Source organism: Duganella lactea (genome assembly GCF_009857505.1).
Taxonomy (GTDB): Bacteria; Pseudomonadota; Gammaproteobacteria; order Burkholderiales; family Burkholderiaceae_D; genus Rugamonas; species Rugamonas lactea.
On record NZ_WWCP01000003.1, the window covers coordinates 104,540 to 123,091 of the forward strand.

Annotated in this window: 15 protein-coding genes and 1 other RNA gene; all 16 read right to left on the reverse strand. The window is 63.3% G+C overall.

Annotated elements, in window-relative coordinates; all coding sequences use genetic code 11:
• Positions 1-132 precede the first annotated feature (132 nt).
• Positions 133-1,365, reverse strand: coding sequence for a cell division protein FtsA (ftsA, locus tag GTP44_RS05055; protein ID WP_160989484.1), 1,233 nt, complete (start codon positions 1,363-1,365; stop codon positions 133-135).
• A 14-nt stretch (positions 1,366-1,379) separates the two neighbouring features.
• Complete coding sequence (locus tag GTP44_RS05060; protein WP_160989485.1) at positions 1,380-2,174, reverse strand: cell division protein FtsQ/DivIB; 795 nt, start codon at positions 2,172-2,174, stop codon at positions 1,380-1,382.
• Between the two features lie 7 nt (positions 2,175-2,181).
• Positions 2,182-3,168, reverse strand: coding sequence for a D-alanine--D-alanine ligase (locus GTP44_RS05065; protein ID WP_161018580.1), 987 nt, complete (start codon positions 3,166-3,168; stop codon positions 2,182-2,184).
• Between the two features lie 3 nt (positions 3,169-3,171).
• Positions 3,172-4,575 carry a UDP-N-acetylmuramate--L-alanine ligase gene (murC, locus tag GTP44_RS05070; RefSeq protein WP_160989486.1) on the reverse strand — a complete coding sequence of 468 codons (1,404 nt, stop codon included), beginning with the start codon at positions 4,573-4,575 and terminating at the stop codon, positions 3,172-3,174.
• Positions 4,572-5,651: an undecaprenyldiphospho-muramoylpentapeptide beta-N-acetylglucosaminyltransferase gene (gene murG / locus GTP44_RS05075; RefSeq protein ID WP_161018581.1), complete on the reverse strand. Its 1,080-nt coding sequence runs from the start codon at positions 5,649-5,651 to the stop codon at positions 4,572-4,574. The genes murC and murG overlap by 4 nt, the downstream gene beginning before the upstream one ends.
• Positions 5,648-6,868: a putative lipid II flippase FtsW gene (gene ftsW, locus GTP44_RS05080; RefSeq protein WP_160989488.1), complete on the reverse strand. Its 1,221-nt coding sequence runs from the start codon at positions 6,866-6,868 to the stop codon at positions 5,648-5,650. Before ftsW ends, murG begins: the two co-directional genes overlap by 4 nt.
• Positions 6,868-8,376 carry a UDP-N-acetylmuramoyl-L-alanine--D-glutamate ligase gene (gene murD / locus GTP44_RS05085; protein WP_161018582.1) on the reverse strand — a complete coding sequence of 503 codons (1,509 nt, stop codon included), beginning with the start codon at positions 8,374-8,376 and terminating at the stop codon, positions 6,868-6,870. The genes ftsW and murD overlap by 1 nt, the downstream gene beginning before the upstream one ends.
• Positions 8,376-9,545, reverse strand: a complete 1,170-nt coding sequence (mraY, locus tag GTP44_RS05090) for a phospho-N-acetylmuramoyl-pentapeptide-transferase (RefSeq protein ID WP_160989490.1) — start codon at positions 9,543-9,545, stop codon at positions 8,376-8,378. Before mraY ends, murD begins: the two co-directional genes overlap by 1 nt.
• Positions 9,546-9,547: 2 nt before the next feature.
• Positions 9,548-10,969: a UDP-N-acetylmuramoyl-tripeptide--D-alanyl-D-alanine ligase gene (locus GTP44_RS05095; RefSeq protein ID WP_161018583.1), complete on the reverse strand. Its 1,422-nt coding sequence runs from the start codon at positions 10,967-10,969 to the stop codon at positions 9,548-9,550.
• The gene (locus GTP44_RS05100; protein WP_161018584.1) at positions 10,969-12,537 is read right to left on the reverse strand and encodes a UDP-N-acetylmuramoyl-L-alanyl-D-glutamate--2,6-diaminopimelate ligase; all 1,569 of its coding nucleotides are present in this window, start codon (positions 12,535-12,537) and stop codon (positions 10,969-10,971) included. Before GTP44_RS05100 ends, GTP44_RS05095 begins: the two co-directional genes overlap by 1 nt.
• Positions 12,534-14,309 (reverse strand): peptidoglycan D,D-transpeptidase FtsI family protein, encoded by a 1,776-nt coding sequence (locus GTP44_RS05105; RefSeq protein WP_161018585.1) that lies wholly within the window; start codon positions 14,307-14,309, stop codon positions 12,534-12,536. The genes GTP44_RS05100 and GTP44_RS05105 overlap by 4 nt, the downstream gene beginning before the upstream one ends.
• Entirely contained in the window at positions 14,306-14,581 is a 276-nt protein-coding gene (gene ftsL / locus GTP44_RS05110; RefSeq protein WP_160989494.1) for a cell division protein FtsL, read from the reverse strand. Before ftsL ends, GTP44_RS05105 begins: the two co-directional genes overlap by 4 nt.
• On the reverse strand, positions 14,578-15,543 hold the full coding sequence (gene rsmH / locus GTP44_RS05115; protein WP_160989495.1) for a 16S rRNA (cytosine(1402)-N(4))-methyltransferase RsmH: 966 nt from the start codon (positions 15,541-15,543) through the stop codon (positions 14,578-14,580). Before rsmH ends, ftsL begins: the two co-directional genes overlap by 4 nt.
• Positions 15,544-15,552: 9 nt before the next feature.
• Positions 15,553-15,981, reverse strand: a complete 429-nt coding sequence (gene mraZ / locus GTP44_RS05120; protein WP_160989496.1) for a division/cell wall cluster transcriptional repressor MraZ — start codon at positions 15,979-15,981, stop codon at positions 15,553-15,555.
• A gap of 573 nt (positions 15,982-16,554) precedes the next feature.
• Positions 16,555-18,054, reverse strand: coding sequence for a glycerol kinase GlpK (glpK, locus tag GTP44_RS05125; RefSeq protein ID WP_161018586.1), 1,500 nt, complete (start codon positions 18,052-18,054; stop codon positions 16,555-16,557).
• A 62-nt stretch (positions 18,055-18,116) separates the two neighbouring features.
• Positions 18,117-18,452, reverse strand: an RNA gene (rnpB, locus tag GTP44_RS05130) — RNase P RNA component class A.
• Positions 18,453-18,552: the final 100 nt, after the last annotated feature.

The window sequence follows — 18,552 nt, forward strand, 5'->3', positions numbered from 1 at the left end:
TTCCAAGCGCCAGTCCTCATAATGGTAGGAGAACTGGAGATTGAAAACTGCGGTTTAATATAAAAAATTTCGTTGTGTGTGCTGCGTTGTTTGTCGTGCTGCGTTATTTCGTACTGCGTATTTCGTACTGCCTCAGAAATTCCCGAGGAACCATTCCTTCATGCGCTGCCAAACTGCTTTAACCGATCCATCCTGCCGCGTGACGATGTGGCCACGCAGGTACTGCTTTTTCGCTTCCTGCAGCAGGCCAAGCACGGTCGCGTAGCGCGGGCTGCGCACCACGTCGGCCAGCTGGCCGCGGTAGTCCGGCGTGCCGAGGCGCGCCGGCTTGAGGAAAATATCTTCCGCCATCTCGACCATGCCCGGCATGATCGAGGTGCCGCCGGTGAGCACAATGCCCGACGACAGCACGCCCTCGTAACCCGACTCGCGCACCACCTGGTGCACCATCGCGAACAACTCTTCCACGCGCGGCTCGATGACGGCGGCCAGCGCCTGACGCGACAGGTTGCGCGGACCACGGTCGCCCAGCCCCGGCACCTCCAGCGATTCGCCCGGATCGGCCAGTACCTGCTTGGCGACGCCGTAGCGGATCTTGATCTCTTCCGCCTCGGTGGTCGGGGTGCGCAGCGCCATGGCGATGTCGTTGGTGATCTGGTCGCCGGCGATCGGGATCACCGCCGTGTGACGGATCGCGCCGTCCGAGAACACCGCCACGTCGGTGGTGCCGCCGCCGATGTCGATCAGCACCACGCCCAGTTCCTTCTCGTCGCCGGTCAGCACCGCGTCGGCCGAAGCCATCGGCTGCAGGATCAGGTCCGACACTTCCAGGCCGCAGCGGCGCACGCACTTGACGATGTTCTGCACCGCCGACACCGCGCCGGTGACGATGTGCACCTTCACCTCCAGCCGGATGCCGCTCATGCCGATCGGCTCGCGCACATCTTCCTGGCTGTCGACGATGAACTCCTGCGGCACCGTATGCAGCAATTGCTGATCGGTCGGGATGTTAACCGCCTTTGCCGTTTCGATGACGCGCGCTACGTCGGTGGCCGTTACTTCCTTGTCCTTGATCGCCACCATGCCGCTCGAATTGAAGCTGCGGATATGGCTGCCGGCGATGCCCGCGTAGACATTGCGGATCTTGCAGTCGGCCATCAGCTCCGCTTCCTCAAGCGCGCGCTGGATCGATTCAACGGTCGCCTCGATGTTGACCACTACACCCTTTTTCAGGCCGCGCGATTCGTGCTGGCCCAGGCCGATCACTTCGTGGCGTCCATCGCCCATCACCTCGGCCACCACCGCCACCACCTTGGAGGTGCCGATATCGAGGCCGACGATCAGGTTTTTCGCGTCTTTAGTCATTTCTTTTCTGCCTGCTAGTTATGCTTCGGTGCCGTTTTTTTCGGTTTTGGTTTGGCGCCTTCCGCCGGAATCTTCAATCCCTGTGCACTCAGCGCCAAACCGTTCTGATACCGCATGTCTATCGTGTCTATATTTGGTAGATGCTCCACCAGTTGCGGATAAATCCCCACCAGGCGGTCCACCCTTTCCTTCAATGTAGCGCTGCTCTGTTCCCGTCCCAGCGCCACGCTGGTGCCGTTATCCAGCGTCACCGTCCACGCGTAGCGGCTGGACAGCGACAGCGCCTGCGGCACCAGCTTCAGCGGCGCGAACCAGCTGCGCAACTCGCCGTACCGCGACAACACTTCCTTCTCACTTCCATCCGGTCCGTCGAACGCCGGCAGCGCATGGTCCTCTTCCGCCTCGGCCAAATTGGCGGTGAACACATCGCCCTTGACCGACAGCAGCCGCCCATCCTCGCCCCAGGTGCCGAGTGCCTCATGCTCCTCCAGCGCCACGATCAACTGGTCCGGCCATTCGCGGCGCACCGTTGCGCGGCGTACCCAGGGCACCGCCTCGAACACCTGCCGCACCGTGTCCAGATTGGTGGTGAAGAAATTGCCCTTGATACGTCCCAGCGCGCTGTTACGCAGCGTCAGGTGATTCACATGCCTCAGTTCTTCGTTACCGATATTCTCAATACGAATGGTGCGCAGGTTGAACATCGGACGCTGCGACACCCACCACACGCCCGACGCGATACAGGCCAGGATCGTCAGCACCAACAGGCCGCTGGCGGTAGCATTCAAAGCCTTCGCGTCATGCCACATCTACTGCTTACCCCTTCATCTGAGGTTGAGCCAACTTCAAGCGCGCGCCGCGCAGGATTTCCACGCACAGGTCTTCATAGCTGACGCCTTCCGCGCGCGCCGCCATCGGCACCAGCGAGTGCCCGGTCATGCCCGGCGAGGTGTTCACCTCCAGCAGGAAAGGCTTCTGGTCACGCTCGCGCAGCAGCACGTCCACGCGTCCCCAGCCCTCGCAACCCAGCGCGCGATAAGCTTCCACGGCGATACGGCGCATTTCCTCGCTCAGCGCTTCGGGCAGCGCGGCCGGGCAGAAATACTGGGTATCGTCGGTGAAGTACTTGTTCTGGTAGTCGTAATTGCCTTCCGGCGCGACGATTTCCACCACCGGCAGCGCGCGCGCGGTGCCGCCGCCGCCCAGGATGGCGACCGTGAATTCGCGTCCGGTGACAAATTCCTCCGCCAGCACCGAGTCGTCCAACGCGGCGGCGGTGTCGTAGGCGGCCTTGAATTCAGCCGCTTCGTTCACCTTGGTGATGCCGATGGTCGAACCTTCATGCGGCGGCTTGACGATCAGCGGCAAGCCCAGATCGGCGGCGGTGGCCGCCAGGTCCGACTGCGCGTTCAGCACCGCATAGCGCGGGGTCGGCAGGCCGGCGTTCAGCCACACGATCTTGGTGGTGATCTTGTCCATGCCCACCGAACTGGCCATCACGCCGCTACCGGTGTAGGGAATACCCAGCAGTTCCAGCGCGCCCTGCAGGCTGCCGTCTTCGCCGTAGCGGCCGTGCAGCGCGATGAACACGCGGTCGAATTTTTCCGCCGCCAGTTCGGCCAGCGAGCGTTGGCCCGGATCGAACGGATGGGCGTCGATGCCTTTGCTTTGCAGCGCCGCCAGCACGCCGGCGCCGGACATGTTCGACACTTCGCGTTCCGCCGAGCGGCCGCCAAGCAGCACGCCAACTTTGCCGAATGCTTTTGCATCTTGTGCGCTTAATGGATTAACGAGGGTACTCACGATTCAGACCTTTGGATAATTAGTCAGTTTGGCAGGGACGCCGCTGATCGAGCCTGCGCCCATGGTCATGACGACATCGCCGTCACGCACCACGCCCATGATGGTCTCCGGCATATCGCCGATGGCCTCAACAAAAATTGGTTCCGTCTTGCCGCGTGCGCGCAGCGCGTGCGCCAGCGCGCGGCCGTCGGCCGCCACCACCGGCGCTTCGCCGGCGGCGTACACTTCGCCCAGCACCAGCACGTCCGGCGTGCCGAGGACTTTGACGAAGTCTTCGAACAGGTCGCGCGTGCGGCTGTAACGGTGCGGCTGGAAGGCCAGCACCAGGCGGCGGCCCGGATAGGCGGCGCGCGCGGCGGCCATGGTCACGTCCATTTCCAGCGGGTGGTGGCCGAAGTCGTCCACCAAAGTAAACGTGCCGCCACCGGCATTGTCACCAACGATCGCCACGTTGCCGTACTTCGTGAAGCGGCGGCCAACGCCGGCAAAGCCAGCAAGGCCGGCCTGCGTGGCGCTGTCCGGGATATTGATCTCGCGGGCGATCGCGACGGCCGAGCAGGCATTCTGCACATTGTGCAGGCCTGGCTGGTTCAGCACCACGTCCAGGTCCGGATAGCCCTCCTGCTGAACGGTGAAGTGCATTTCCACGCCGACGGCGCGCGCGTTCACGGCACGCACTTCGGCGTCTTCGGCAAAGCCGTAGGTGGTGACCGGTTTGGTCACGTGCGGCAGGATCGAGCGCACATGCGGATCGTCGATGCACAGCATGGCGCGGCCGTAGAACGGCAGGCGATGCGTGAAGTGGACGAAGGCCTGCTTGAGCTTCTCGAAATCGTGCTCGTAGGTTTCCATGTGATCGGCGTCGATGTTGGTGATCACTTCGATCATCGGCGTCAGGTTCAGGAACGAGGCGTCCGACTCGTCGGCTTCCGCCACCAGATAGTCGCCGGTGCCCAGCTTGGCGTTGGCGCCGGCGCTGGTCAGGCGACCGCCGATGACGAAGGTCGGATCGAGGCCGCCCTGCGCCAGCACCGATGCCACCAGGCTGGTGGTGGTGGTCTTGCCGTGGGTGCCGGCAATGGCGATGCCGCGCTTCAGGCGCATCAACTCGCCCAGCATCACCGCGCGCGGCACGATGGGAATCTTGCGGCTGCGCGCCGCCACGACTTCAGGGTTGTCCTGCTGTACAGCGGTCGAGGTGACGACGGCATCGGCCTGGCCGATGTTTTCCGCCGCATGGCCCTGATACACGGTCGCGCCCATGTCGGCCAGACGCTGAGTGACAGCGTTGCTGCCCAGGTCCGAGCCGGACACGTTGTAGCCCAGCGTGAGCAGCACTTCGGCGATGCCGCTCATGCCGCTGCCGCCAATGCCGACGAAGTGTATGTTCTGTACTTTGTGTTTCACAGCTTATCCAATGCTAATTCTTCCAAAACGACTGCGATTGCTTCATTCGCATCGCGCTTGCCGACTTCGCGCGCCGCCTCGGCCATCGCCAGGCAGGACGCGCGGGTCAGCGTTTTCAACAGCGTCGCGGCACTCTGCGCGCTCAATTCCGTCTGCGGCATATGGATCGCCGCCTTCTGCTGCGCCATCCACTGCGCGTTGTCGCGCTGGTGGCTGGTGGTCGACGCCACCAGCGGCACCAGCACGCTGGCCACACCCGCCGCCGTCAACTCGGACACGGTGATGGCGCCGGCGCGGCAAATCACCAGATCAGCCGCGCTGTAGGCGGCCGCCATGTCGTCGATGAAGTCGACCACATTGGCCGTCACGCCGGCCTGCTGATACGCCTGGCGCAGCGCATCGATATTCTTCTTGCCCGACTGGTGCGTCACCAGCGGACGCTGTGCTTCCGGGATCAGCGCCAGCGCCGCCGGCAGCACATCGTTCAGCGCCCTGGCGCCCAGACTGCCGCCCACCACCAGGATGCGCAGCGGGCCTTCGCGGCCGGCAAAACGCTGCGCCGGCGACGCCATGTCCAAAATTTCCTTGCGCACCGGATTACCCGACACCACCGCCTTGCTGGCCGCGCTGCCGAAATCGGCCGGGAAGCCGAAGCACACGCGGTCGGCGAACGGCACCAGCGTTTTATTCGACAGCAGCAGCGCCGCGTCGGCGTTCACCAGCACCAGCGGCGTGCCGCGCATGCGCGACATCAGGCCACCCGGTACGGTGACGTAACCGCCCATGCCCAGCACCACGTCCGGTTTGCGGCGGCCGATGAAGCCGAAGCAGTCGGCAAACGCCTTCACCATCTTCAGCGCGCCGCCCAGCGAGTGCTTCAGGCCCTTGCCGCGCATGCCGGTGAAGTTGATGCTGTCCATCGCGATGCCGTGCTTCGGCACCAGCTCCTGCTCCATGCCGGTGGACGTGCCCAGCCAGCTCACTTCCCAGCCGCGCTCGCGCATCGTTTGCGCGATCGCCAGACCCGGGAAAATATGGCCGCCGGTGCCCGCCGCCATGATCATCAGTCGTTTCATAGTCTGCCACCGCGCATCAGTACCCGGTTCTCGTAGTCGATCCGGAGCAGGATCGCGAGTCCGATGCAGTTAATTACAACGCCCGTGCCGCCATAGCTCATCAGCGGCAGGGTCAAGCCCTTGGTTGGCAGTAAGCCCAGGTTCACACCCATGTTGATAAACGTCTGCACGCCGATCCAGATGCCGATGCCCTTGGCCGTCAGGCCGGCGAAGGTCTGGTCGATGGCGATGGCCTGGCGGCCGATGTCGAAGGCGCGCTTGATGATCCAGTAGAACAGCGCGATCACCACCAGCACGCCGGCCAGGCCCAGTTCCTCGCCGATCACCGCCAGCAGGAAGTCGGTATGCGCTTCCGGCAGGTAGTGCAGCTTTTCCACGCTGCCCCCCAGGCCCACGCCAAAAATCTCGCCGCGCCCGAAAGCGATCAGCGAGTGGGTCAGCTGATAAGCCTTGTTCAGCGCATTGTCTTCTTCCCACGGATTCAGGTAGGCGAAGTAACGCTCGCGGCGGAATTTGGACAGCGCGATGATCGAGACAAAAATCGTCACCAGCACGGCGCCGATACCACCGAACCAGATGGCGTTGATCCCGCCCAGGAACAGAATGCCCATGGCGATACAAACAATCACGCCGAAAGCGCCCAGGTCCGGCTCCAGCAGCAGCAGCAGGCCAACAAAGCCGATCGCCGCCGCCATCGGCATGAAACCCTTGGTCAGCTTGTGCATGTACTGCTGCTTGCGTACCGTATAGTCGGCGGCGTACAGCACGGCGACGACCTTCATCAGTTCCGACGGCTGCACATTGAACACCTTCAGCGACAGCCAGCGGCGGCCGCCGTTGACCACCACGCCAATGCCGGGGATCAGCACCAGCACCAGCAGCACCAGCGTGCCGATGAACAAATATGGCGCGGCCTTCTGCAAGTCGGCGACGCGGATGCGGAACACGAACAGGCCGGCGATCAGCGAGACCGCGATGAACATCGCCTGACGCTGAAGGAAGTAGACGTTCTGCCAGCGCGCGTAGGCGGCAAACTTCGGCGAATCCGGCAGCGAGATCGAGGCCGAGTACACCATCACCATCCCGAACAGCATCAGCAGCAGCGTGACCCAGACCAGCGGCTGGTCGTATTCCATCATCTTCGACTGCCGCGCGCGACTCTCCAGCGGCGATTCAGCCGACTTGGCACCAAAGCGGAACGGCAGCTGGAAGGCCATCAGAGCTCCTGTCCAGCGTCGAGGGCGATATCGCGCACGGTGTCGATAAACACCTGGGCGCGATGCGCGTAGTTTTTGAACATGTCCATGCTGGCGCACGCGGGCGACAGCAGCACGGCGTCGCCGGCTTGCGCCAAGTCGCGCGCGCGCTGAACGGCTTGCGGCAGATCGGTGCTGCAGTCTTCCAGCGTAACGCCGGTATCGGCCAGCGCGGCACGGATCCGCGGCGCGTCGCGACCGATCAGCAGTACGGCGCGCGCGTATTGCGCGGTCGGTTCGGCCAGCGGCGCGAAGTCCTGGCCTTTGCCGTCACCGCCCATAATGACGACCAGACGCTGATGGTGGCCGGTGAATGCCTTGCCCAGGCCATTCAGCGCAGCCACGGTGGCGCCAACGTTGGTGCCTTTACTGTCGTCGTAATATTCAACGTCATTGATGGCGCTGACCAGCTCCACGCGGTGCGGCTGGCCGCGATATTCGCGCAGGCCGTGCAGCAGCGGCGCCAGTGGCAGATCGATGGCGCGGCACAGGGCCAGCGCGGCCAGCGCGTTGGCGGCGTTGTGGACGCCGCGAATTTGCAGCGCGTCCGCCGGCATCAGATTCTTGACCACGCATTCCACCGGCGGCGGTGGCGGATCGTTCTTCTTGCGTTTCTTCGGTTCGCCCTCCTCTTCGGCCGGAATGGCGGTGGCCAGCCACAGCACGCCGCGCTCGTTGTTCAGGCCAAGGTCGTCGCGCAGGGTTGGCGCGTCGGTGCCGAAGGTGACGTTATGGCCGTTGGCGCCGGCCATGCGCATGGTGGTGGCATCGTCGCGGTTCAACACGCGCACCGTGCTGGCGGCGAAAATGCGGTGTTTGGCGGCGGCGTAGGATGGCATGTCGCCGTGCCAGTCCAGATGGTCCTGCGTAACGTTCAGCACAGTCGCCGTGTCGGCTTCCAGCGTGAAGGTGGTTTGCAGCTGGAAGGACGACAGTTCCAACACCCAGACTTCCGGCAAAGCGTCACCGTCCAGCACTTCGCGCAGCACGTCCAGCGCGGCGGGGCTGATGTTGCCGGCGACGCGCACGCTCTTGCCGGCGCGCTCGCACAGCTGGCCGACCAGCGTGGTCACGGTCGTCTTGCCGTTGGTGCCGGTGATGGCGATGATTTTCGGCGTGTAGCCCCGTTCCGCCTTCAGCGCTTCCAGCGCCTGCGCGAACAGTTCGATCTCGCCCCACACCTCGATGCCGGCGGCAGCGGCGGCCGGCGCAATCTGCGCCAGCTCGCGGTTGGGCGCCAGGCCAGGGCTAACGGCCACAAAATCCATCCCCTCCAGCAGCGACGCGCCGAACGGGCCGGCGACGAATTCCGCCGACGGCACGGCGGCCTGCAACGCTGGCAAACGATCCGGCACCTCACGCGTATCGGCAACGCGCACGCGCGCGCCGCTGCGGGCGAGCCACAACGCCATCGCCAGGCCGGATTCACCCAGCCCCAATACCAGTGCGTTTTTGCCTTCGTAGATCATTAGCGCAGCTTCAACGTGGAGAGTCCAACCAGTACCAGAATCATCGTGATAATCCAGAAACGCACGACGACCTGGGTCTCTTTCCAGCCTTTTTGTTCAAAGTGATGATGCAGTGGCGCCATCAGAAACACCCGGCGACCGACGCCATAACGCTTCTTGGTGTACTTGAACCACGTCACCTGAATCATCACCGACACCGTCTCCGCGACGAAGATGCCGCCCATGATGAACAACACAATCTCCTGCCGCACAATCACCGCGATGGTGCCCAGCGCGCCGCCCAGCGCCAGCGCGCCAACGTCGCCCATGAACACCTGCGCCGGATGGCTGTTAAACCACAGGAAGGCCAGGCCCGCGCCAGCCAGCGCGCCGCAGAAGATAATCAGCTCGCCCGCGCCGGGAATGTGCGGAATGAACAGATACTTCGCATACGTCACGCTGCCGGTCAGGTAAGCGAACAGGCCGAGGGCCGAGCCCACCATAATCGTCGGCATGATCGCCAGGCCATCCAGGCCATCGGTGAAGTTAACGGCGTTGGACGTACCTACGATGACACAGTAGGTCAACGCGATGAAACCCCACACGCCCAGCGGATAGCTGATGGTTTTAAAGAACGGCACAATCAAGTCCGCCTTCGGTGGCAGGTCCATCGAGAAGCCCGACTGTACCCAGGCGAAGAACAACTCGAACACCTTGCTGGTATTGGGCGCCGACACCGAGAACGCCAAGTACAGCGCGGCGGCGATACCGACCAGCGACTGCCAGAAATATTTCTCGCGCGAGCGCATGCCCTCCGGGTCCTGGTACACCACCTTGCGATAGTCATCCACCCAGCCCACCGCGCCGAAGCCCAGCGTCACGATCAGCACCGGCCAGATCAGACGGTTCGACAGGTCGCACCACAGCAGCGTGGAAAACGCGATCGACAGCAGAATCAGCACACCGCCCATGGTCGGCGTGCCGTGTTTTTTCAGGTGGGTCTGCGGGCCATCGGTGCGCACGGCCTGGCCGTACTTCATCGCCGTCAGCTTGCGGATCACGAACGGGCCCGCGGCCAGGCCGATGAACAGCGCCGTCGCGGTGGCGAACACCGCGCGGAAGGTGATGAAGTTGAAGACGCGGAGGAACCCGAAGTCTTCCTGGAATAATTGTGCGAGCCAGAGCAGCATGATTAGTGACTTTCCTTGTTAGCTTGTTGCGACCCAATCAAATGCTGCACGACCCGCTCCATCTTCATGAAACGGGAGCCCTTGATTAATACAGTTGCATCAGGCGATACCGCCGCTTCGACAGCGGACAGCAAATCGCCAAAGTTTTCAAAATGACGAACCTTGGCGCCTTTGATCGCAGTTGCGACGAAAGCTGCCAGTTCGCCTGTTACCAGCACCGTATCGATGCCCTTCTGTTGCGCATACGCGCCTACCTCTTCATGGAACTCGCGGCCCTGCGTGCCGACTTCGCCCATGTCGCCCAATACCAGCACGCGCGGCGCGGCGGCTTTCGACAGTACATCGATGGCGGCGCGCACCGAATCCGGATTGGCGTTATAGGTATCGTCGATCACCACCGCGCCGTTGGCGGCTTGTTTCTTTTGCAGGCGGCCGCTGACCGGGGCGAAGGTATCGAGACCCAGCTTGATCTGCTCGATCGGCACGCCAGCGGCATAGGTGCACGCCACGGCGGCCAGCGCATTACGCACATTGTGTTCGCCGGCGGCTTGCAGCCGCACGAAGAACTGGCACACATCGCCTTCGCTTTCGCTGATGGTGATGAACATCTCGCTATCGAAATCGTTGGCGCGGAAAGTGCAGCTCACTTCCGCATCCTTGCTCAGGCCAAAACGCAGCATGCGGCGGCCGGCGGACAGTTCTTCCCAGATCGGCGTGAACTCGTCGCCATGCGGGAACACGGCCACGCCGTCGGTCGGCAGCGCCGACAGCACCGCGCCGTTTTCGCGCGCCACCGCTTCCACCGTGTGCATGAACTCCTGATGCTCGCGCTGGGCGTTGTTGACCATGGCGATGTTCGCGCCGGCGATAACGGCCAGCCGGCCGATTTCGCCCGGATGGTTCATGCCCATCTCGATCACGGCGGCCTGCTGCCGCGCTTCCATGCGGAACAGCGTCAACGGCACGCCGATTTCGTTATTCAGGTTGCCGCGCGTGGCCAGGCGGCCTTCTTCGCCATGGGCGGCGGCCAGAATCGCGGCGATCATTTCTTTCACCGTGGTCTTGCCATTGCTGCCGGTGACGCCGATGACCGGAATGCTGAACTGCTTGCGCCACCAGTTGGCGATCTGGCCCAGTGCCACCAGCGTATTCGGGACAACGATGGCTGCGATGTTGTACGATTCGCTGAAGCCCTCCGGCACTTCTTCCACAACGACCGCGGCAACGCCCTTCTCCGCCACTTGCGGCAGGAAGTTGTGGGCGTCGAATACTTCACCGCGCAGGGCGACAAACAGCGCGCCGGCGGCAACACTACGGCTGTCGGTGGACACGCTATCAAACGCGAGGTCGAGCGACCGCGCGCCGGCGTTCACCAAGCGTGCGCCGGTCAGAGAAGGCAGAATTTGTGCGACCGCTGCGCGCATTAATTCGTCCTCATCATGGTTAAACGCGCCGACAGCGCAAGTTGCGCGTGATCGGCGTCCGAGAATGGCAGCTTCTTGCCCTTGATTTCCTGATACGGCTCGTGGCCTTTACCTGCCAGCAGGATCACGTCCGGCTTGGCCGCGTGCTTGATCGCCAACAGAATGGCGCCGGCGCGGTCGTCCAGCGCCTGCACCGTCGATGCCGGATTATTCCGGTCCATGCCGGCCAGGATCTGCTCGATGATGGCGTGCGGTTCCTCGCTGCGCGGATTGTCGCTGGTGACCAGCACATGGTCCGCCGCCTGCGCGATCTTGCCCATCTGCGGACGCTTGCCCGGATCGCGGTCGCCGCCGCAGCCGAACACACACCACAGCTGGCCGCCGCGGTCATTGGCCACAGGACGCAGCGCGGCCAGGGTTTTTTCCAGCGCGTCCGGGGTGTGTGCGTAGTCGATGACGATCAGCGGCGCATCCTGGCCGCCCACTTGCTGCATGCGGCCCGGTGCCGGCTGCAGCGCTTCCACCGCCTCGATGGCGGCACGCAGGTCCAGTCCCTTGGCCAGCACCGCGCCCATCACGCCCAGCGCGTTGCTGATGTTGAAGGCGCCCACCAGCTGCGTGCGCACTTGCGCCACGCCCAGCGGGCACTCCAGATGGAATTCCGTACCGCCATTGCGGCCGGCGCGCAGTTGGCTGGCGCGCAGCATCATCACGCCGTCGATATCCGGACGCGCGCTGGCGTCGTGCAGCGTGTAGCCGATCATCGGGATCGCGCCGGCCAGCGGCGCGGGTTTCGCTTTCAGATGGTCGATGATGCGCACGCCGGCCGGATCGTCCAGATTGACGACGGCGGTTTTCAGGCCCTGCCAGTCGAACAGCTTGACCTTGGCCGCCTCGTAGGCCTCCATGGTGCCATGATAGTCCAGGTGATCGCGGGTCAGGTTGGTGAACAGCGCCACATCGAAGTGCATGCCGGATACCCGGCCCTGTTCCAGGCCGATCGACGACACTTCAATCGCCAGCGACATCGCGCCCTTGTCACGCAGGCCGGCCAGCGAACGCGCCAGCAGCACCGCGTCCGGCGTGGTGTAGCCGGTGACGTCGTATTCCACTTCGCCGCGCGGCTTGAATACGCCCACGCCCAGCGTGCCGATCACGGCGGCCGCTTCGCCGCCGCGCGACAGGGCCTGGCCCAACCACACGGCGCTGGAGGTCTTGCCGTTGGTGCCGGTGACGCCGACGGTGAACATGCCGGCATCGGGCTGCTCATAGAAAGCGTGCGCGATCGCGCCGGCGTTCTTCTTCAGGTTCTCGACCGTCAGGTAAGGCACGGTCCAATTGTCGTTCCAGGTGAAGGCGGCCGGGTCGAGCACCACCAGCGCGGCGCCCTGCTCGATGGCGCCGTCGATAAAGTTACGTCCGTCGGCGGTTTCACCGGCGACGGGTGCGAAAGCAAAGAACACATCGCCCAGCTTCACGCGACGCGAATCCGAAGCCAGATGCGCGCCCGGCGCCAGCTTGCGGATTGCGGCTGCGATAGCCAACGGGTCGAAAGTAGAAGTCGTCACATGTTCCCCTGTGCTGCGGATTCAGGAATGATGATATGGGTAAGGTCCGAGTCCGGCGCGATATTCTTGGCGCGCAGCGCCTGTGCGGCCAGCGCCGAGAACACCGGACCGGCCACGTCGCCACCGTAGGTCACGGGGCCGCCTGGCTCGTCGATCATGACGGCGATAATGAAGCGCGGGTCCGACATCGGCGCCATGCCGACGAAGTTGGCGACATATTTGGTGTGCGAGTAGCGGCCGCCGATGAATTTCTGCGCCGTACCGGTCTTGCCGCCGACGCGGTAGCCAGGCACCTGCGCCTTGACGGCGGAGCCGCCCGGCAGTGTCACCATCTCCAGCATTTCGCGCATCTCGGCGGCGGTTTTAGGGCTGATCACCTGGGTGCCGTGCGGCGCCTCGTGCACCTTCTGGAACGACAGCGGGATAATGTCGCCATCGCGCGCCAACACCATATAGGCGCGCGCCAGCTGGATCAGCGACACCGCGATACCCTGACCGAAACTCATGTTGGCGTGTTCGATCGGACGCCACGATTTATACGGACGCACGCGGCCCGCCACCGCGCCGGGGAAGCCCCATTTCGGCTGCTGGCCGAAACCGAGCTTGGTGAACATCTCCCACAGATCCTGCGCCGGCATGCCGAAGGCGATCTTGGTGGTGCCGATGTTGGACGATTTCTGAATGATGGTCTGCACGTCAATCATGTAATGCGGATGCGTGTCATGGATCACCCGGTCGCCGATGACCATCGAGCCGTTGCCGGTATCGAACATGGTATGCGGCGTGATCTTCTTCGCGTCCAGCGCCATGACGACCGGGAACGGCTTCATCGACGATCCCGGCTCGAAGGTATCGGTCATCACGCGGTTGCGCAGCTGCTCGCCGGTCAGCTTGGAGCGGTCGTTCGGGTTGTAGCTCGGCCAGTTGGCCAGCGCCAGCACCTCGCCGGTGTGCACGTCCAGCACCACGGCGGCGCCGGCCTTGGCCTTGAATTTCTCCACCGCGTCCTTGATCTGGGTGAAGGCGATGTACTGGATCTTGCTGTCGATCGACAGCGTCAGATCCTTGCCATCGTGCGGCTCACGGATCGAACCGATATCCTCGACGATGTGGCCCAGACGATCACGGATCACGCGGCGGGTACCCGGCTGGCCGACCAGCGTCTTTTGCTGCGCCAGCTCCATCGCCTCCTGGCCCACGTCTTCCAGATTGGTAAAGCCCACCACGTGGGTGGTGACCTCGCCCTGCGGATAGAAGCGCTTGTACTCGCGCTCCGAGCCCAGGCCCTGAATACCCAGCTTGGCGATTTGCTCGGCCACATCGAGTTCGACCTGGCGCTTGAGGAACACGAAGCTGCGGTCGGAATTGAGTTTTTTCTGCAGTTCGGCACTGCTCATATCGAGCAGCCTGGCCAGTTGTTTGAGTTTTTCCGGCGGCCCGTCCTGCACCTCGTCCGGGTTGGCCCAGATGGCCTTGACCGGCACCGACGACGCCAGCACCTGGCCATCGCGATCGGTGATCTTGCCGCGCGTGGCCGGCAGCGTCAGCGTGCGGGCGTAACGCGCCTCGCCCTGCTTCTGCAGGAACTGGGTCGACAAGCCTTGCAGCCATAGCGCGCGCGCGGCCAGCGCGGCAAAGGCGGCGAACAATACGAACAGCACTACGCGCGAACGCCAGGTTGGCAGACGCACCGCCAATACCGGGCTCTTGGAGAAGGCCACGCCTTTCGAGGCGGCCACGCGCGAAGTGTTCACATTGCTGCCGCGGCTCATTTTGCGTGCTCCGGCGTCAGGTACTGCGTGCGCGCCGCCGTCAGCGGCGTCATATTCAGATCACGGCGCGCGATCTCCTCGATGCGGGCGTGCTTGCCCAGCGTCGATTGATCCAGCTGCAGCTGCGCCCATTCGATATCCAGCTGGCGCGCCTGCGACTGCGCGCGTTCAAGTTCGATGAACAGATGGCGCGCCTGGTATTGCGCGTTGACCAGCGACAGACCGCAGCCAACCAGCAACGTCGCCAGCACCAGATTGATCTTGCCGCTCATGCCGCCTCCTCCGGAATCGGCAGGCGGCGGGCCACGCGCATCACCGCCGAACGGGCGCGCGGGTTCTCATCGATCTCGCGGTCCGATGGCTTCATCTTCGACAGCAGCTTGAGTTCCGGCTGCGGCAGGTCGACCGCGCGGATCGGCAGGCGGCGGTCCGGCTGCTCGACATTGGCCTTGGACGCGAAAAAGCGCTTCACCATGCGGTCTTCCAGCGAGTGGAAGCTGATGATGGCGATAATGCCGCCCGGCGCCAGACTGTCGTAGGCCTGGTTCAAACCGACTTCAAGGTCTTCAAGCTCTTTATTGATGAAAATCCGGATAGCCTGAAAGGTGCGGGTGGCCGGGTCCTTGCCCTTCTCCCGAGTCTTGACCGCGCCTGCCACGATGCCGGCAAGCTGTCGTGTGGTTGAAATTGGCTCGACTGCCCTGCGAGCAACAATCGCCTTTGCAATCTGAAAAGCAAACCGTTCTTCCCCATATTCCTTTATCACCTTTTCCAGTGTCTGTTCGTTTTCGATGGCCAGCCAGGCCGCCGCCGACATGCCGCGCGTGGTGTCCATGCGCATGTCGAGCGGGCCGTCGTTACGGAAACTGAAGCCGCGCGCGGCGTCGTCCACCTGCGGCGACGAGATGCCCAGGTCGAGCAAAATGCCATCCACCTTGTCCACGCCCTCGGCCGCCAGCGCGGCGCGCATGGTGGCGAAGCTGTCGTGGACGATGGTGAAGCGCGGGTCCTTGATTTGTGCGGCGGTGGCGATGGCCTGCGGGTCCTTGTCGAAGGCGATCAGGCGCGCCTGCGCGCCGAGCCGGGACAGGATCAGGCGCGAGTGGCCGCCGCGGCCGAAGGTGCCGTCGACGAACACGCCGTTGGCGCGCGCGCCAGCCAGCGCCAGCGCATCGACCGCTTCGTCTAGCAGCACCGTGCGATGCTGGAATTCAGGCACCGTTGTCGTGGTCATGAGGGGGCCTTAGAAGGAGAAATTGGCAAGTGCTTCAGGGGTGCCGGCATCCAGGGCCTGCTGCTCTTTTTCCGCCATCTTGGCGGCGTCCCAGATCTCGAAGTGCGAGCCCATGCCCATCATCATGACCTCTTTTTCCAGACCGACGGCGGCGCGCAGTTCGGGCGAGATAAGGATGCGGCCGGCGGTGTCCATGTCGACGTCGGTGGCGTAGCCGAGGAAGATGCGCTGCCAGGCGCGTGCCTGCAGGGGCCAGGCGGTGATCTGTTGACGGTGTTGCTCCCACACGGGACGGGGGAACAGCATGACGCAGCCGTCGGGATGGCGCGTCAGGGTGAGGCGGCCTTCGCATTGGATCGACAGCGCGTCACGATGCTTGGCCGGGATAGACATCCTGCCTTTGGCATCGAGATTGATTGCGGACGCGCCTTGAAACACGTGATTACCTTTTGACCTCAGTAGTTAGCGGAGCATGAAGCCATGACCATTGTTTTCATCTTCCCTGTCCGCTAAGTCAGGCAAAATTTCCCACAAAAAGACACTTTTTCACACAGGTGCCCACTTTAGAGGATGCCAGAATAGCGGTCAAGCGCTTTCAGCCAATCGAAACAGCGATTTTAGTAATGAAATTAAGGACTTAGCGCGATTCGTTGAAGCCGGCTAGAAATAAAATAATTCGATAAATTAAGCACTTAGCAAAGTTTGTGAAGGTGTCACCTCATCTATACCCATGTGTTTTGGGCAGAACTTGGTCATTTAAAAAAATTGATCTAGATGCATAAAGTTGCAAACCGCCAACATTGCAGTAGTAAATAGACAACAACACAAGATTGGGGGGGGAACCGCGGAGAAATACCGGAGATTCGCATCAGCAGCGCCCTGACGCGGGTGAGGAAGCTTCACAAAACAACCACAACAATTAATTTATCGGCAAGCAAAACAGATAACTTGTCTATACAAATTTTGCACCGCACAACGGATTTTCGACGGCCATTATACGCCTTGCCAACCTCACGCCTGCCAGGCTTTTGAGCGTTCCACGGCGCGTGACCATTGGTGCAGCAGTTCGGCGCGACGTTCGGCCGACATCGACGGCTCGAAGCGGCGTTCGCAGGTCCATTGGGCGGCGATTTCTTCCTGGCTGTCCCAGAAGCCGACCGCCAGACCGGCCAGGTAAGCGGCGCCCAGCGCGGTGGTTTCGGTGACTCGCGGGCGCACCACCGGCACGCCCAGCAAATCGGCCTGGAACTGCATCAGCAGATCGTTGCGGGCGGCGCCGCCGTCGGCGCGCACCTCGACCAGCGGCACCGGGCGGTGCGAGGCGGCGGCATCCCGCTGCATGGCCAGCATCAGCTCGGCGCTCTGGTAGGCGATCGCTTCCAGCGCGGCGCGGGCGATGTGGGCGCGTGTGCTGCCACGGCTCAGGCCGAACAGCGCGCCGCGCGCATACGCGTCCCAATGCGGCGCGCCCAGGCCGACAAACGCCGGCACCATGAACACGCCATCGCTGTCGGACACGCTGGCCGCCAGCGCCTCCACGTCGGCCGAGGAGCGGATGATGCCCAGCCCGTCGCGCAGCCACTGCACCGTGGCCCCGCCCATGAACACGCTGCCCTCCAGCAGGTAATCGGTGACGCCGTCCACCCGCCAGCCCACCGTGGTGAGCAGACGGTTGTGCGAGGCCACCGGATGCTGCCCCAGATGCATCAGCATAAAGCAGCCGGTGCCATAGGTGTTCTTGACCATGCCGGGCTGATGGCAGGCCTGGCCGAACGTGGCCGCCTGCTGGTCGCCGGCGATGCCGGCCACCGGGATCGCCGCGCCGAACAGGCCGGGATGGGTAGTGCCCACCTCCTCGCTGGACGAGACGATCTGCGGCAGCAGCTGTTCCGGGATGCCGAACAGGCGCAGCAGGTCGTAATCCCAGCGCATCAGATGGATGTTGAACAGCATGGTGCGCGCCGCGTTGCTGACGTCCGTGACGTGCTGACCGGTCAGCTGGTACACCAGCCAGCTATCGACCGTGCCGAACGCCAGCTCGCCTTGCTCGGCCTTGGCGCGCGCGCCGGGCACCTGGTCCAGCAGCCATTTGAGCTTGGTGGCGGAGAAGTAGGCGTCCAGTTCCAGCCCGGAGATGTCGGCGATTTTTTTGGCCTTGCCGTCGGCGCGCAGGGCGTCGCAGATATCGGCGGTGCGGCGGTCCTGCCAGACGATGGCCGGCGCGATCGGCTCGCCGGTCTGGCGGTCCCACAGCACGGTGGTCTCGCGCTGGTTGGTCACGCCGATCGCCAGCACGTCGCGGGCGTCGACATGCTGATCCGCCAGCACCTTGCGCGCCACCACGAGCTGACTGCGCCAGATATCTTGCGGGTCGTGCTCGACCCAGCCGGGATGCGGAAAATGTTGGGGGAATTCCTGCGCCGCGCAACCGCAAATGCGGCCCTGATGGTCGAACAGGATGGCGCGCGAACTGGTCGTGCCCTGGTCCAGGGCGAGGATGTATTTTTTCATCGGCGGAAAGTCCCCTGCGCGGCGTGCGCCCGGTTCCGCGTCCGCCGCGAACAATCGTTATTAGTTGAAGCAAGCCGATAGGCCGGATTTTGTTACGGCGCAGGCGAACCCGCGCTATGACAGCCATTCCTCTAGGCGCTGGATTACTCCAGCGCTCAAGCTTCCTACCCGCACGCTCCGCGAGCCACATCATCGCGTGCCTATTTGGAATTGCACCAGGTGGAGGTTACCGCGTTTCACCGTAACTTAATACGCTCGTCTCTGTGGCCCTATTCCTCGCCTTATACCTCGTGAGAGGCTTTCAGCGGACGGCCGTTAACCGTCACCCCGCTCTATGGAGTCCGGACCTTCCTCCCGTCAGGCCTTACGCACTGACCAGCGGCTGTCTGGCTTGCTTCGGGCGCTATTGTACCAGTCCGCGCCGGCAAATCTGAAATTTGGTGTCGCCATTCCAAAAGCCGCCCCCGCGCCACCGCCGTAGAATGCTCTGATAATTCA

Excerpts from the sequence above, each read along its gene's own strand:
- GTP44_RS05060 (WP_160989485.1), bottom strand. The coding sequence starts at position 2,174 with ATGTGGCATGACGCGAAGGCTTTGAATGCTACCGCCAGCGGCCTGTTG.
- ftsL (WP_160989494.1), bottom strand. The coding sequence starts at position 14,581 with ATGAGCGGCAAGATCAATCTGGTGCTGGCGACGTTGCTGGTTGGCTGC.
- murD (WP_161018582.1), bottom strand. The coding sequence starts at position 8,376 with ATGATCTACGAAGGCAAAAACGCACTGGTATTGGGGCTGGGTGAATCC.
- murG (WP_161018581.1), bottom strand. The coding sequence starts at position 5,651 with ATGAAACGACTGATGATCATGGCGGCGGGCACCGGCGGCCATATTTTC.
- GTP44_RS05105 (WP_161018585.1), bottom strand. The coding sequence starts at position 14,309 with ATGAGCCGCGGCAGCAATGTGAACACTTCGCGCGTGGCCGCCTCGAAA.
- rsmH (WP_160989495.1), bottom strand. The coding sequence starts at position 15,543 with ATGACCACGACAACGGTGCCTGAATTCCAGCATCGCACGGTGCTGCTA.
- mraY (WP_160989490.1), bottom strand. The coding sequence starts at position 9,545 with ATGCTGCTCTGGCTCGCACAATTATTCCAGGAAGACTTCGGGTTCCTC.
- ftsW (WP_160989488.1), bottom strand. The coding sequence starts at position 6,868 with ATGGCCTTCCAGCTGCCGTTCCGCTTTGGTGCCAAGTCGGCTGAATCG.
- glpK (WP_161018586.1), bottom strand. The coding sequence starts at position 18,054 with ATGAAAAAATACATCCTCGCCCTGGACCAGGGCACGACCAGTTCGCGC.
- ftsA (WP_160989484.1), bottom strand. The coding sequence starts at position 1,365 with ATGACTAAAGACGCGAAAAACCTGATCGTCGGCCTCGATATCGGCACC.
- GTP44_RS05095 (WP_161018583.1), bottom strand. The coding sequence starts at position 10,969 with ATGCGCGCAGCGGTCGCACAAATTCTGCCTTCTCTGACCGGCGCACGC.